The organism is Xenorhabdus sp. XBWT, from assembly GCF_059072735.1.
Genome location: NZ_CM180990.1, coordinates 3,566,757 through 3,582,555 on the forward strand (window position 1 = coordinate 3,566,757; position 15,799 = coordinate 3,582,555).

Annotated in this window: 10 protein-coding genes; 5 read left to right on the forward strand and 5 right to left on the reverse strand. The window is 52.8% G+C overall.

What is annotated here, in order from left to right; translation table 11 throughout:
- The first annotated feature begins 18 nt into the window (after window positions 1–18).
- Both AC5JQI_RS15570 and AC5JQI_RS15575 read left to right on the forward strand, forming a co-directional pair.
- A complete protein-coding gene (locus tag AC5JQI_RS15570; protein WP_041981917.1) occupies window positions 19–492 on the forward strand; it encodes a hypothetical protein in 474 nt (157 codons plus the stop codon).
- Window positions 493–588: 96 nt separating this feature from the next.
- Window positions 589–3,846: an Ig-like domain-containing protein gene (locus AC5JQI_RS15575; RefSeq protein WP_493912825.1), complete on the forward strand. Its 3,258-nt coding sequence runs from the start codon at window positions 589–591 to the stop codon at window positions 3,844–3,846.
- A 215-nt stretch (window positions 3,847–4,061) separates the two neighbouring features.
- Here the strand turns inward: AC5JQI_RS15575 and AC5JQI_RS15580 are convergent, their stop codons facing one another.
- The 5 genes from AC5JQI_RS15580 to AC5JQI_RS15600 form a co-directional block, all read right to left on the reverse strand.
- On the reverse strand, window positions 4,062–4,853 hold the full coding sequence (locus tag AC5JQI_RS15580) for a hypothetical protein (RefSeq protein ID WP_493912826.1): 792 nt from the start codon (window positions 4,851–4,853) through the stop codon (window positions 4,062–4,064).
- 172 nt (window positions 4,854–5,025) lie between these two features.
- Complete coding sequence (locus AC5JQI_RS15585; RefSeq protein WP_155270955.1) at window positions 5,026–5,562, reverse strand: hypothetical protein; 537 nt, start codon at window positions 5,560–5,562, stop codon at window positions 5,026–5,028.
- Window positions 5,562–9,980 carry an AHH domain-containing protein gene (locus tag AC5JQI_RS15590; protein WP_493912827.1) on the reverse strand — a complete coding sequence of 1,473 codons (4,419 nt, stop codon included), beginning with the start codon at window positions 9,978–9,980 and terminating at the stop codon, window positions 5,562–5,564. The genes AC5JQI_RS15585 and AC5JQI_RS15590 overlap by 1 nt, the downstream gene beginning before the upstream one ends.
- A 12-nt stretch (window positions 9,981–9,992) precedes the next feature.
- Window positions 9,993–10,412: a DUF1795 domain-containing protein gene (locus tag AC5JQI_RS15595; protein WP_493912828.1), complete on the reverse strand. Its 420-nt coding sequence runs from the start codon at window positions 10,410–10,412 to the stop codon at window positions 9,993–9,995.
- Between the two features lie 98 nt (window positions 10,413–10,510).
- Window positions 10,511–12,598 carry a type VI secretion system Vgr family protein gene (locus tag AC5JQI_RS15600; protein WP_493912829.1) on the reverse strand — a complete coding sequence of 696 codons (2,088 nt, stop codon included), beginning with the start codon at window positions 12,596–12,598 and terminating at the stop codon, window positions 10,511–10,513.
- Window positions 12,599–13,001: 403 nt separating this feature from the next.
- Between AC5JQI_RS15600 and AC5JQI_RS15605 the strand changes: the two genes are divergently transcribed.
- The 3 genes from AC5JQI_RS15605 to AC5JQI_RS15615 are packed head-to-tail and all read left to right on the forward strand — an operon-like array spanning window position 13,002 to window position 15,799.
- Window positions 13,002–13,400: a TIGR03757 family integrating conjugative element protein gene (locus AC5JQI_RS15605; RefSeq protein ID WP_493914707.1), complete on the forward strand. Its 399-nt coding sequence runs from the start codon at window positions 13,002–13,004 to the stop codon at window positions 13,398–13,400.
- Entirely contained in the window at window positions 13,397–14,353 is a 957-nt protein-coding gene (locus tag AC5JQI_RS15610) for a TIGR03756 family integrating conjugative element protein (protein WP_493912830.1), read from the forward strand. Before AC5JQI_RS15605 ends, AC5JQI_RS15610 begins: the two co-directional genes overlap by 4 nt.
- Window positions 14,354–14,365: 12 nt before the next feature.
- Window positions 14,366–15,799 (forward strand): integrating conjugative element protein, encoded by a 1,434-nt coding sequence (locus AC5JQI_RS15615; protein ID WP_493912831.1) that lies wholly within the window; start codon window positions 14,366–14,368, stop codon window positions 15,797–15,799.

The window sequence follows — 15,799 nt, forward strand, 5'->3', positions numbered from 1 at the left end:
ATTGAGATGAGTGCCTAAATGAGAGACCATCAATCAAATCGAGGAAAAAAGAAACTCTACCGTCGGGTAAATACAACAACACATCATGTTTATCATCATGGTGGTGAATACCGATGGGAACGTACCAAACAAAAATTGATCAGGGAAGATATGCCGCACTTCCTTCCCATGAAAAGTAAACACAGACGGGGCTTGGATTATACACCGTTGTTTATGTTTCTATTGAGTAAAGTTGGTGAACAATGGGATGTGATCTATAGTAAAGCCATTCAGAGATTAGATCGGGTAGATCCTGTATTTTGGATAGTCGCTCTACATGAAAATGATCAACGGGATTATATTCGCTGCGGTGAATCAAGTTATTATAACGGGCTGTTTGTCGATAAATCCGGTTTTTTAAGAAAGGTCAATCCCCACTTATCCGCAAAGGATATTCCTGTTCTGTGTCAATGTTGTACTCATACCTTTAATGGGGTTCAGATAAGCCGCTAATGCTTGTAATTTCTCCGATAAAAAAAAGAATTAAACGCAGTATTTGAGTCCTGTTTTCGGCATGTTACCGCTTTCACCATTAATGAAAAGGGTAACATGCCAGTGCACCAAAAAAGTCATTTCTTTCTGCTCAGTAAAGCAAAGTCCTTTGTTATCAGCCTATTGTGCCTGTTACTTAGCCTTAATAGTTATGCAGCTTCAGAACCTAACAATCGGAACGATACTACAATCCAGCTTGCGGAGATCACCTCCCAATGGGGGCAACTGACCCGCTCACACTCGTCCGGTGAAGCCGCAAAAACACTGGCAGCTCAGCAGTTCTCGTCCGCAGTGACATCAACACTGACTCCGTGGCTTAACCAATACGGCAATGCCCGCTTTACCTTACCTTTCGACAGCCGTTTTTCGTTAAAAGGCATTTCATTTGATTGGTTGTTACCCTGGTATAACGTTACTTCTGGCACGGCCTTCAGCCAGTTCGGGGTAAAAACCGATCACAGACAGACGACAACCTCGGTGGGTTTCGGTTATCGCTATCTAACCGATAACTGGTTATGGGGTGCTAATGCGTTCTGGGATGCACTATGGCCGGAGCAGCATCACCGTTACGGTATCGGGACAGAAGCCTGGCATGATAACGTCAAACTGTCTGCCAACCTTTACCAGCGCTTATCCGGCTGGAAAACATCCCGGCAAGTCACCGATTATGATGCACGACCCGCCAATGGCTGGGATATCCGGGTAGAAGGCGGGTTACCCGCGTTGCCGCACTGGGGCGGGCAGGTGATGTTTGAACAATACTACGGACAGCAAGTGGGTTTATTCGGTGACAACAAACGTCAGCACAATCCTTACAGCCTGACGGCCGGGCTGACATACACGCCAGTGCCGTTAGTTACATTGGGCGCGGATGTCCGGCAGGGAAAACAGGATCACCGGGATAACCGTTTTACGCTGGCACTCAATTATCAGCTGGGCGTCCCGCTGACACAACAGCTTGATCCCAGCGCCGTCGCGCCATTACGCAGCCTGACATTCAGACGGACAGATTTTGTCAACCGGAATCATAATATGGTGCTGGACTACCGCAAGCAGACGCTGATAACACTGGAATTTCCCGCTCAGCTTAAAGGCAATGCAGGCAAAATCATCACTTTTACGCCACGAATTATCTCCAAATATCCCCTTGCGCGTTTAGAAATCCGGGCCGATGAATTACAGCAAGCGGGCGGCAAAATTATTCACCAGACGCCTGATAAGGTTATGCTGCTTTTACCGAAAGCCACCGACAAAGTGATCCGGCTTTCCGGTATTGCCATTGACAGGCACGGCAATCGTTCCCGGCCATCGGAAACCATCATTTTTATCCAGCCGACGGAAACCCATGTGCAGGTCACCGCAAACCGGACGCAGGCAAGAGCGGACGGTCAGGACAGTGTGATGTATACCGTGATGGTGAAAGATCGCAACGGTGAGCCTGTTCCCGATCAAACAGTGAATTGGTCAAGTGATAAAGGCAAACTTTCACAAATCACACAGAAAACTGATGCACAGGGGCAGGCGGCAGTGTTGCTGCGCAGTCATCATCACGGTAAGCATAGCGTACAGGTCTCGGTCGGTGATAATGTCACTGTGGCTTTGCCGGTGCACTTCAGTGCGGTATTGAAACCTGTTATCACCGCAGACAAAACACAGGCCAGAGCCGATGGTAAAGATGCCGTGACGTTTACCGTTACCGTAAAGGATGCTGCTGGTATCCCCGTTCCTCACCTGTCCGTTAAGTGGCAAACCAGCCGGGGCAAATTCCTGACCTCGTCGTCAACAACCAATAATCACGGGCAGGCCACCGCCGCATTAGTCAGTTTACCCTCCGGTATTGCAGAAGTGTCGGTGATGGTGGGCGAAGAGACGATCACGGCATCATCGGTTGAATTTTTACCCGTACTTACCCATACGTTGACCTGTGACAAAAGTACAGCCATTGCCGATGGACAGGATAGTGTGCTTTGCACGGTTGACGCGCGTGATGCGGTTGACCAGCCGATGGCGGGGAGGGAAATCGTGTGGTCAACGGAACATGGCCAGATTGCCGATGAACAGGTTATCACCGACAGCAGGGGGAAAGCCCATGCTCGGGTTATCAGCCGGAAAGCCGGTGTCGCCCGTGTCCGCGCTGACATGTCAGGTACCATCATCACGGCGGGCGGGGTCACGTTTGAACGTCAGTTGCATTCCGTTATCATAGCGGATAAAACCCACGCCAGCGGAAATGGGCAGGATGCCATCGGGCTGACTGCGATTGTCGAAGATGCACAGGGGCTACCGATTGAAAATCAGGCTGTCATCTGGCACACCGACAACGGCGTCTTGTCATCGGCAGAGACCCGAACCGACTCACAGGGATTGACACAAATTCAACTGACCAGCACCGTTGCCGGGGAGCACCGGGTATGGATCCAGATTGATGATAAGACGGTGACCGCTCCGATGCTCTGGTTTGATGATGTGCTGACATCCACCCTGCGTGCAGATAAAACCCGCATTATTGCCAATGGTCAGGATAGCGTCACATTGACCGTGGCAGTGAAAAACCTGACCGGACAGCCCGCCGTCGGTATTCCTGTCTGGTGGCGTTCGGACAACGGCCACTTTACCGATGTTCAGATTGAAACCGATGAAAACGGCGAAGCCCGTGCGACACTGAGCAGCCAGAAGGCAGGCACCGCTTCAGTAACGGCCATTATTGATGACGAGGAGGTTATTTCACCCACAGTCGACTTTATCCCGCCATTACGTATTGCCGATACCGTCGCCGTTGACAGTCAGGGCGGTAATGCTAACCAGAAAGCCTTTGGTACCCGTGGGCCTTCAGTTTTCTGGAGTGGTGCGAAATTTCGCATTATCACCGCCGGTAATACAGGCCGGGTGAACTGGCAGAGTGATTCTCCGGCAGTCACGGTATCCGGTGATACGGTAGTCGTACAGCAACGCCCTGACGGCGTGAGACTGACAGGCACCGATGAAGCAGGGCAGCAGGTGGTACTGACCTTAACGAGCGATACCTGGTTTGAGCGCTCAGGCCTGACACAAGATTTTTATTTTAATGCCACGCAAATTTGTCAATCACTCGGCAGCCAGATTGCGCCCAAATATGCACTTGAACGGCTTTATGAAGAATGGGGAAACTTTTATCACTATGATGGCTGGGTGAGGGAATTTTATGTGGTCTCCACGGATTATCTTTCTGCCAGTTCCGGTTCAATGGATGTGCAGACAAAATGGGCATTCTGGGCAGAATCGGATAGCTGGATGCGAAATGCCTGGCATCGGCTGGCATTTGCGTGTGGAGGCTAAGGCGGTTCTGTGTTTACGTTATTTTGCTTGATCTGCCAGCGTTGTCTGATCTTGCCAATTTGATTCATGAACTTGTTCTTTCCTCCTGCCAGGGAATAGACTCCGTTTGAGGTAATGGCGGAGTCTGTTTGGCGGGTGGAATATGCAATATCATTGGTTTGATCTTTCTATAGCAACAGGCCAAACCAGAAGATAAATATTCTTCTGACGTTTTATCACATGATTTTCTCATCCTGAATATGGATCATATTCATAAAAACTTCGCATAAACTCACATTTTTAGGCACAATGGTGCTGATATCATATTTTTTTGGACTAAAAAGAAAGGGAAAAAGATCCCGGCCATTCTCAAGTTTTCTTGTTTTATCGAGCGATTCAAAGTAGTTGTAGATCTCCGATACCACTGTTTTATGTATTTCACTTTTAACTAAATCATCTCTCTGATATGGGCTTTCATAGTGTCCATAGTACAGTTTACGAAGATAAGGAATATTTTCCTCTTCGTCTTCATCCATGGGAGACCTGATGAAAGCCATAATTTCATCTGTGCGATCTTGCTTGACGCTGGTAAAAAAATCATTAATGCACTGTTGTAACTGAGGTGTGCATTTTCCCTGTGGTTTAGGTCGTTTTACTTCTTCAAACGTGGACTGTTCCGCCGACATGTTCAGCATATCCGTCATGATATTTTTAAATTCTTCCGGACACTGGGTTTGTTTCACTTCCGCATAAACACAGCGACCAAAATAACCGGAGTTGTGGGTGTAATTGTATTTTCTGATGGTCAGAACATAGGTTCCCGGCGGCGGTTCATACCCTCTGATTTCGGAGGATTCATAGGCGAATTTGAAGTAAATCCCGTTTTTTTTGTTATAACCGATCAGGTTTCTCGCAGCAGCAAAATCGGCGACAGTACACCCATGATCGCAATAGAAGGGGATTTCGCCATTAATGAAAAGAAACCAGCCTTCCGGAAAGGTGATTTCGTTTTGGATTGGGTTTCTCATGTATTGTCTTCTTTTTCAAAAATTATGATTGTTGTTATGAAGAGTATGTAATGTACTTGTTATATGAATCCAGTGATCACCGCAGAGCTAACATGACTTGGATATTTTTCAGGGTAAGAAAACCGGAAGATCACAAGGATTTTCCGGTTTTTTTGTTTATATACCTTCTTTATCAACTGATTTTTAATCTCTGTGGATTAAAAGCGACTATTTTTTTATCCTTAGTCATCCCACATGGATAAAAGCCTTCTTTATATATATTGAACATTTTTTCTAATAATGATTCATTTTTATTTCCTAATATATATCTTTGTATAGATAGCATTTTTAACTGATAGTATATATCATCTAAAATTTCAAAATAAAAATCGTCATACTCTGTGTTTATCTTTTTTATCTTGGATTTTCTATAAGATAATATTTTTTCTTCTTGTAAATCACCATATTCTTCGTCAATATCTTCTAAGTAATCTTCGGCTTCAGAATAGTTATCTTCTAAGGAAAACTCACCAACGTTATTTTCTATAAGATCTTGCCATACTAAGTATCCATCTGGAAGGTCTTGACTAAATGATAATTTTAGAGATTTATCTTTATCCTCCAATAAAATAACATCAGAAGATAACTGGCCCTTTCCTGATAAAAGGTCATCTAAAAATAAAAAACGCATTGGTTCAGTTACAAACTTCTTATTCAAGCCTTTCATCATTACACTCCTAAAATTTTATTCCACATGTCTAAAGCTATTTTATTACCTATCTTAGATTTTCCTTTCCAAATATCCTTAGCTCTGATCGGTGTTCCATTCATCATCCCTTTTTTAGCCAAGTTTTGTATATTAGCAACCTGTTTCGATATCTCCGTAACAGACTGATTTAGATCTATTTTGTCTAATGCATTTTTAATCGCTTTAGAGTAACCATTATGGTTACCTTGATGCCTTGCCATTGCACTAACACCTTTATCCACCTCTCTTAAAAAAATTCCATTTGCTGCATTGTCGATATCATACTTAATTTTTTTCAAGGCAGGATGACTAGCGTATTGTTTGGGAATAACATGATGAGCCTGATAACCACTCCATTTAGTTGAACGTGGTAACCCCATATCCGTCATCATATTTTTACCTAACTTGGTCGAGCATCCAGCCAAACCGAGTGGGTCAATCCAAGAAAGAGGATTTTCAACATACGCATATAAATTTTCACCACCCTGAATTCCCAGCGGATCTGGCGTCAGATACACACTCGCCTCTGGCAAGAAATATCTGAACCGATTATAGACTAAACCGCTCTCTGCATCGAGCCACTGGCCTGCAAACTGCATTTCCGGATTCAGTTCAGCATTTTCGCCAGCGGCTTTCAATTGCACTCCGTACAGGCTCTGTTGTGGCTGACGCCAGACGCGGTGGCCCTGCGGGTCAAACAGTGCCAGCGGTTCTCCGGTCGGGGCACAGACAGCATATTGCGTCTGCACCTCACCGGCAATCAGTTCACTGCGGTTTTCCGGGTTGGGGGTGAAGAATTGGATTTGTTGCGCCAGCAGCTGCCAGCCGTCAAACACCAGATGGCGAATGCTGTACAAACGATGATGGCGGTATTCACGGATTTCCGCTGGCTGGTCGCCGTCCCACAGGTATGTCGTCCGACTGCCAGATTGTTCGCAGACTTTCTCCGTGCGCCGCCCAAAGGCATCGTAGCGATAATCCCACTGCTGGCCACCCGGTGTCAGCACACCGATAAGCTGATTCTGGCTGTTCCAGCGAAATTTGGTCAGTTGCGCGCGATGACCTTCCTGCCACAGCTGCATCGCTGTCATCCGGCCTGCTTCGTCGTATTCGAACAGATGCTGCCCCGCCTGCCGCAACCGGTGTCCCTTCTGGTAGAGCCGTTCGTTGTCAATTTCCTGCCGACCGTCAAAACGGCGGGCAGGGTAACCGCAGGTATCATACTGATAATGCTCCCGCAGCCGCTCGCCGTCACTGACTGACGTGACCTGGCCGTTGCTGTTGACCACATAACGCAGCCACTGCCGTTCATCGTTGGCGGCCACCAGATTGAGGGCGGTGTCATAGTGATATTCACGGTCTAAACCTGAGAGCGTCGGTTGTGGGATGTCTGCCAGATCACCGGTGTCGAAGAACTCTGGGCTGGTATTGCGGCCTGCGCGCTGCCAGCTCAGTTGCCCCATCAGGGTATGTTCCTGACGCAGAATGAAGCCTTTGTCCGACTGGCGGTAGCATTCGTGTCCGTCTTCGTTCCGTTCAAACGAGAGCCGGTGCCCGCCATGGATGTTGAGCAGACTCAGTTCGCCTGTTTTGTTTGCCTGCGTGGTGGTGGTCCACTGGCCGCCATCCGGCATGAGCAGGGTGCGCGTTACCTGCGTATTGTCCGGGTAATCGCGTGTGATATTGCCGTATGCCTGAGTTTCGCGGACAAGGCGGTCTTTATCATCGTATTCAAAGGTCAGTGGTTCAGCATCCGGCGCGGTCACTTCAAGTAAGCGCCCCAGAATATCGTAAGCGTAAATGGTGGTGCCTTCCGGCGTGTGCATCGCGGTCATCTGCCCGGCGGCATCATAGTCATAGCGGGTGACCTGATTCAGTGCATCCCGCTTTTCAATGCAGTTGCCATTGCCGTCATAGGCATAATGCCATTGCGTCCCGGCGTAGTCGGTCTCCGTGGTCACCCGCCCGTCGGCATCCAGCTGATAACGGTAGCTTTCCCCCTGGGGGTTAATGACTTCCAGCAGTTGCAGGCTGTCAGGGTCATAGCGGTACTGCCAGCGGTGGCCTTCACCGTCAAGGCGGCTAACCGGCAGGTCAAACGGCCCGTATTCAATCTGCCATTCCACGCCCTGGGCATCTGTCCATCGGGTCAGGTTGCCGTGGCGGTCATGGCGGAAGCGCTCCAGACTATTGTTGGGGCGGTCACTTAAGGCGATGCGGTGATGGCGGTCATATTCCCACGACCATAAGGCCCCGCCGCCCGATGACAGCCGCTGCAACCGGTCATGGCTGTCGTAACCCAGCCGCAGGCTGCGGTTTTCCTCATCAAACAGCCGGCTCAGCCGCTGATGGTCATCGTATTCCCAGGTCCGCTGATTGCCTTCTTCATCTTCGGCTTTCGTTACCAGTCCGAATGCATTGCGGTTCAGGGTGGTTTTGCTGCCGTCAGGGGCAATAAAGCACTCGGCATGACCTTTATCATCGTATTGCTGCCACCAGACCCGCCCCAGCGGGTCGGTCATGCTGGCCAGCCGGTCATCCTCATCGTAGTGATACTGCCACACGGCACCGCCGGCATCGGTAAATGCCGTGACCAGCCCGGTATCCGCCAGATAATCCAGTTGCAGAACCTGCCCTTCAGGCAAAATCTGCCGCCGCAGGTTGCCCCATTCATCGTATTCATACCGGGTGACATGACCGCACGGCGTTTCGACCTGAGTGACCTGTTGCTCCATGTTATAATGCCAGGTAGTAGTATGGCCCTGTGGCGTGGCGGAGCGGGTAATACCGGGTTCATAGGTCAGCCGGACGGGGTAATAGCCCCCGCTGCCGACGCTTTCAATGCAGCGCCCCTGTGCATCATACACATAGTCCACCGCGGTCTGGTCACCGTCTGACCAGCGTTTAATCCATCCCTGTGCATTGTATTCATAGAACAGGTGAAATTGCTGGGTACTGTCCGCTTCCGCCAGCCAGCCATTGTCGTGATAGTCATAGCGCACCAGCACGTCATTGAGACCACTGTCGCAGCGGCGGATGTCGGCCAGCCATCCGTCTTCACGATACAGTAATACCAGCTCAGGACCGTCGCTGTGAGTGACTCGGTTTAGCTGATACTGTTCGTCATAATGAAACTCAATGGTGTTACCGTTGCGGTCACGCAGAGCAGCCAGTTGCCAGCGCTGTGTGTCGGTGGTTGCTGAAATGCCTGGCTGGGTAAAATATTTTCTGACCGGCTGATTACGTTCGGTCAATACGAAGCCCTGTTGTTGCCGGCTCAGGGTAAATTCCGGGTGCTCCGGATTGATACTGTGGTCTACGCTTTGGGGCAGGGCGAAGTGCAGGGAGGCGCCTTCCAGCGTCAGAACTTCTATCCGGTCGCCGGTGACGATGACGGCTTCGGAGAAGCTGTCCAGCCAGTTTTCACCCAGTAAGCCCCGTAATCCCGGTGACCAGCTGCGGGTGAAGGTCAGCGGTATCGTTTGTCCCAGTTCAAGCTCGGTGCGCTGGTCAGACAGGCTGCCGGTGGTCACGTCTATCGGGTCGCCCGAGAAGAATTTTTTAGTTGCCTGGGTGTAACGCTTGACTCCTTTGTTGGCTTTAAACGCTGTTTTGGCACACACCAGCGTTTTGCCCTTCAGGACATTGCTGGCTTTTTTGGCACCCAGTTTCGCCCCGGCCAGCACCGCCTGCCGGCCGGTTTTGGTCAGCAGTTTGCCGACGCCTTTTATCAGCCCGCGTGTCGGGGGTACCAGAAATTCCACCGCCACCAGTAATGCCCGCTGCCAGCCGGAGAATTCTTCTTCAATTTCGAGGTAAGTCCCCTGACCGGAGCCGATAAAAACCTTGCTTGCACCCCCTTTGATGGCGGCACCACACACCAGTTTGTCGCCGACCCGCGCCGCCGGCTGGCCGTTGATAAACACCGACTCACTGCCCTGCGCTATCAACGGTGGCGCAGGGTGTTTGCTGCACTTGGCCATGTCTACCGTCGCACGCGCGGCCGGTTTCCCTTCAATCATGACGTTACCGGAGCCACTGTCCAGCATCCCGTCCGGCGAGCCGAAGCTGTCAACGAAGTTCGTGACAGCAGAACTGGCCGCCGCGATGGCATCGCTGGCCAGATAGGTTAACCCGCTGCCGGCGGCCGCCACAATGAGAGTGGCCCCCAGTCCGCCAGTGCCCGCAACCAGCAATCCCACCGCCCCGAAAATAGCTGCCCCAATCAGGGCACCGGCCACCGCCCCCATCAGGGCACCAAAGAAGCTCTTATGCTGGATGGGGTCGCCTTTGCGTGCGGCTGCCGGTCCTCTGGCACCACCCGCAGGCGGCAGTGGCGGCCGGGCATGGGTGGCCCCGACCCGGGCAATCCGGGTAATAATTTCATCACCTAATCCCATATCGGCCTCTCCTTATGCCGCCTGGAAACTGCTTACCACCGCCAGTAAAGCCTCCCGCTGCCCGGTATTAAAGAGCTGTGGGGAAGTCAGGTTAAACGCCAGCAGCTGGCTGCCCCGGATTTGCAGGACCACCGTCTGGTGCATTTCCCCTTCCGGGCTTTGCCACTGGTAATCCAGCCGCCACGCCATATCGCCACTGAGTTCGGTTTGCAGCCGCTGGTGCTCCTGATACCCCGGCAGGTGGGTCACAAACTGCGTCAGTGTCTGTTCATAATAAGTATTGCTGTCGGTGCCTGCCGGCACCGGGGTGCGGTTAATCACCAGATTGACGCCGCTGTCATCCGGCAGCACAAACACGTGCATCGATTCGTCACGCCAGCCGGCGGGAATGTTCAGGGTGCCTTCGTTCATCTGGTAGGGTTGTGTGCTCATGGGTTTTCCTTTTCACTCTTTTTGTATAATCAATATTCAGCCCGCCGCAGAAAAATTCTGTGGCGTGGATTTCAGTCTTGTTGCCGGACTGCCCGGTATCAGTTCAGGGTGATGACTTCTTTTCCGTTAATAATGACGGTGTTACCGGTAATATGGATATTGCCATCGGTATCAATCGAGATGCTCCCTTTAGTGTTGCCGATGGTGATGCCGCTTTCAGTGGACTGAATGGTGATTTGCCCTTTGACACTGAGTACGCTGGTTTTTTCCACGGTGACCTGCCGTGTCCCGATACTGCTCACTTCCATGCCGACCACTTCCTTATGACGGTCAGCCCGTACACTGATGGCCTGGTTGTGTCCGACGCTTTCGGTATGGTCGTGCATTACGCGGGTGCTGCGGTCATTGAGCACGGTGGTGTCCATGTCCTTCTGTGCGTGCAGTGACAGCTTTTCACTGCCTTTGGCATCCTCAAACAGCAGCTCGTTATATCCCTCGCCTTTGTGGGTTTTTGAGCGGAAGGCCATCTGGGTTTTGCTGCCCGGCAGCCCGCCCGGCGGGATGTTACTCGCATGGTAGGTTCTGCCGGTGACAATAGGTTGATCCGGATCGCCGTGCAGAAAATCCACGACCACTTCCTGACCGATACGTGGGATAGCGAGCATGCCCCAGCCCTGTCCCGCCCACGGCTGGGTCACCCGGATCCAGCAGGAACTCTGGTCATCAGATTTGCCGTAGCGATCCCACGGGAACTGGAGGCGGATACGCCCGTACTGGTCACAGAAGATTTCTTCCCCGGCCGGTCCCACCACTTTGGCAATCTGTGGGCCGTCAATACCCGGTTTCGGCAGCGGCGTCGGCCGCCAGTGCTGGTTATGGCGGATGAAGCTGAACTGGCTGTGCAATGTGGTGCCGCTGTCACCGGTGGCCGTTTCCAGGGCGCCCGGCTGGTTGCCAGTGTGACTCGCACTCACCACCTGCCACGGCTGATTCAGGTCGTCACGCGGGTGGTTGGTCAGAATGAACAGTTTCCCCGGCTGGATGGCAATCGCGTGACCGTGCCCTTGTCCGGTGATCGCATCGTTACGCAACGCTTCCAGCCGGTAGCGGGTGAAGGCTTTGCCATGGGCTTCGTCCTTGAACCGGCCGGGGTAGTCATAGTGCTCGTAATACTGCTCCTGTAGCTGTTCGTCCTTCATCTGTTCACGAAATTCGGCCGGCCATGCCGGATTTTTGAAGGTGTAGTCCTTCAGCTCAACCCTGGCCGGGCGTACCTGCGCACTGCTGGTGAAGCTGGTCACCGACGGCTCGCCGGTGGTACTGATGTCACCCGGCTGATAAGGCAGCATAATGCCCGGCGGCACTGAACCGGCGTCGTCGGCGAACACCAGCGTGTTGCGACCGTTGCCGCATTCAAAGAAGTAGAAGATGCCTTCTTCCGCCGTCAGCCGTTGCAGGAAGTCAAAGTCGCTTTCCTGATACTGGACACAGAATTCCCGTGCCGGGTGCGGCTGGCGCAGGCTGAAGACCACATCACGAATGCCGTGCTCTTTAAGCAGGGTGGTGAGAATGGTCACGATATCCTGCTGCTGGAAGATGCGTGAGTTCTGCCGCAGGGAAGTGCGCCATAAATCCGGGCAAATCGTCATCTGGTAGGTGGTCTGGTGCAGCCCGGTGTTGCCCTGTTCAAAGCGGGCGACGCAGCCACTGAGACTGCGCTGTTCTTTGCCATTCTGCGTAATGGTGAGCGTTGCACTGCGATCGAGGACAGACGGGAAGTCAATTGCCGGATCAGCGCTCGCCAGCCTCACGTTGAGGGTAAAGAGCCGGGAGAATCCTTCGTTCAGCGTAAAATCGGTGACAACGAACGTCTGCGGCGGCAGGCTGGCTGCCGTCAGGGTAAATTGCAGGCCGCTCGGTGCTGAGCTTCCACCGCCGCCCGCCTGTTGCAGCGCCCTGGCTGCCCCGCTGTGTCCGGCCGCTGCTTGCTGCGCCAGACTCTGACCGCCGCTGAGCGGGCCGGCAAAACCACCGGGTTTCATCAGGCCACTTTTATCCGTCAGGCCAGCGGTACCGGCACCACCCAGCAGGCCTGATGCCTGTTTCGCCAGACCTGTCGCCTGCTTGCCTTTTTCCAGCAGGGGCAGTCCCTGCTGCAACTTCGTGAGGTGTTTCTTCATTGACATGGTGTCGTTTTCCTTATTTTTTGCTTGTTATCCTCAATGCTGTTTTCTGCGGGGGGTTCTTTTACTTACGCAGTCTGATGTCCGGACCAGCATTCACTGCGTTCAGGCAGAAAAATCCTGTTATTCATAACCATTTTTTTCTTATTATGATGAGGGGGAGATTGTTTTATCGGCATATTTTTCATTTAATTCATGACAAATTATGTCAGGGGATAAATTCGGACTGTTATTTTACCGATATAACGATGAATTTTATGAATGTGATACCCGTTTTATCGACATTTGGGAAAAATCTTAGCGGGTCGGTGCGTTTATTTTTCATTGTCAGAAAATCAATTAAGCGCTGACTTTTGCCGCGGCTTTCTTCAGGCTGGCCTGATGTTTTGCCATAGGGACGACGATGATGAAAAAACCGGGTTTACTGCTCCTGATGGGATGGATGGTGTCACTGTCCACCGGGGCCAAAACGGTGATCTATACCGACCGTCAGCACCCGCCGGTAAATCTGGCGTCGGGCAGCCACGTTGTCTGGCTGGATGCACCTGAACAACTTCAGCAGCAGCACTTTGCCCGGCTGCCTGCTGACCCAGGGCAGGCGATGGAACAGGCAAAAACGATGCTGCAATCACCCCAGTGGCGTGAGCAGGAACAGCAACTTATCAACGCTTATCGTGCTGTTGTCCATGCCTGGCAATTCGGTGTGTGCAAATACCCGGCGGTGGTGTTTGATGATCGTGATGTGGTGTATGGTACGGCCGATGTCGCCAAAGCGACGGCGCTCAGGGAGCAGTATCAGCCATGAATTCGTCACGCTTGGCTTTTCCGGTGGTTATCACGCTGGCCGCGGCGTTTACGCCTTTTTCACAAGCCACCCTCAATACCGCCCAAATCGTGGCCGGCAGTGTCTCGCCCGCCTGTATTCAGTGGCGGGTCAGCGGTATTTGTTACTGGCTGTTTTGTTCCTGGCATGGCTGCACGGTAAAAACCTCGGTCAAAGTGACCCATTTCCTGCCGCAGGCGGTGGTCTCCACCTATCATGCACCCGGTGGCAACCCGTGGTCTGAAATGGCGCAAATCAGCCCCTTATCCGGCGGGCTGGAAAATGCGTTATCCGGCCTGACCACCGGTGGGGGCAATCACACGGTTCAGGTTGCCGGGAAGCAGAGTACCCATCTGCGTTTCAAATACGCCGATGCCATCGGGCATCCCGCGACCACTCTGATTGGCGGACAAATCCCGGGGTATTCCTGTCGCAGTGCGGCCACACCGCTGATGCCCTATTTTCTCAGCACACTGGATACTGTCGCGTGGCGCAGCGGGTTGCCGGAGTCGCTTTATCCTGAAGCGCTTATCCCCGGTCTGCGAGAACTGGGCAGCCAGCTGGCAGGCAATATGTGGGGCAATCTCTATCCCCGTTCCGGTTTTGTCACGCAGACCGATGAAGATAAAGCCGCGGCGGTGGTGGCGCAGCGGGTGGCGGACATTATCACCCGTACCGGGCAGCCCCATGTTTATCAGCCACTGGCCGGGCAACGGCGTGACGGCTATTGGCCGCCGTCCCCGGTCACCGAAAATACCGGCACGAAAAACCACCAATGGCAACGGTTGTCACCAAAGTTAAGTCAGTCCTGTGCGGTGTTCCCGGATGGCCGCCACACAGCGGCGGCAGACAGCCATCAGGCGTATGCCCTGTGGCAGCCCTACAGCTGTTGCCAGCGGCGCGGGCAACGTTTTCTCGGCAGTACGGACCTATAAGGAAAAAACAGGATGATAAGAAAACCGGGACTGCTGATCGCGGGCGGGCTGGCACTCGTTACCGCTCAGGTTCAGGCATCAGAACGGTCGGTTTCCTTACCGGCCGTCAGTCACAGTGCACTGGGCTATGGTGCACAGAGCAGCGGGGCAGTCTCCGATACGCTGTTCTATACCCTCGGTGGCGGCTCGGTGATTTCTGAGCCGGCCAGCCGTGGAGGTTCAACCAGGCTGGCCGGGCTGGAGCTGGGCTGGCGTTCGGATTTGATGTGCGGCAATTTTGACCTGAAAACCACGGTCAGTAATCAGCTCAACGGTATCACGGCGGGCATGAAAAACCTGATGAGTGAAGTCATCCAGGGCGCCACCGGGGCGGTGGCCAGTCTCCCCGCCATGATAATCCAGCGGGCCAATCCGGGGCTGTATGACATGCTGACCAACGGGGTATTGCAGGCCAATGTGGCGTTCGACAAGGCGCAGTTCAATTGTCAGAACATGGCCAGACGGATGGGGGATTTTGCACAAAACAATAAATGGATGCAGTCTGCGGCGATGCAGGAATACAAGGCACAGGTTAACAGCGGGGATGCTGACGCGGTACGGGTCAATAATGCCGGCACCAAAGCCACCGGGACGGGCGGGCATCCGTGGATTGGCGGCCGGAAGCAGGGAGGAAAAGGGCAGAGTGCCATTCGACCGACCCGTGATTTAGCCAGCGCCGGGTTTAATATGATGAACCATCAGCCGGTACTGAGCACGGCCACCCTCCGACGTCAGGATTGCAGCGGCAGTAGTTGCAGCAAATTCAGCAGTGCGCGTGAGGCAGCAGAAGCGGTCGTCAACGTGCTGGGTGACCGTGCAATCCGTACTTGTGCCAATGCGGCGGAGTGCATCAGCGGCGGGGAGGCGCACCAGCCGGGGACAACGGTCGCGGGAACGGGGTTTGCCCCGATGCTGGAAGCCCATACCAAAACGAACGCCGAACAACTGGTGAAACTGATCAGCGGCACGGAGAAACCCACGCGGGTGAATTTCACCAAACTGAAAACCGGCAGTCTGGCCGTGACGCAAGGTGTCATTCAGGCGTTGCAGCGTGACCCCGATAAGGCCGCCCTGACTGCGCGTCTGGCGGGGGAGCTGGCGATGAGCGAGACCATTGAAACCGCGTTACTGATGCGCCGAATGCTGATCACCGGCATGTCCGAACCCAATGCGGCAGCACAATCGGAAGCGCTGGCAGAAGGCGACCGCCGGATTGCCGCACTGGACAGGGAAATTAATGCCCTGAAAAATGAAATGGAGCTGAAGCAGGCTCTTTCCCGTAATTCCATTCTGACCATTATTGAGCGTGATACGCAGCGTATTCACGCTCATCCGCAAAAACAGGTCGCGGACAGTCAGGATGCCCGTTTTTATCAGTTGGAAGCCCCCAACCGTGAGCGAAGGTAA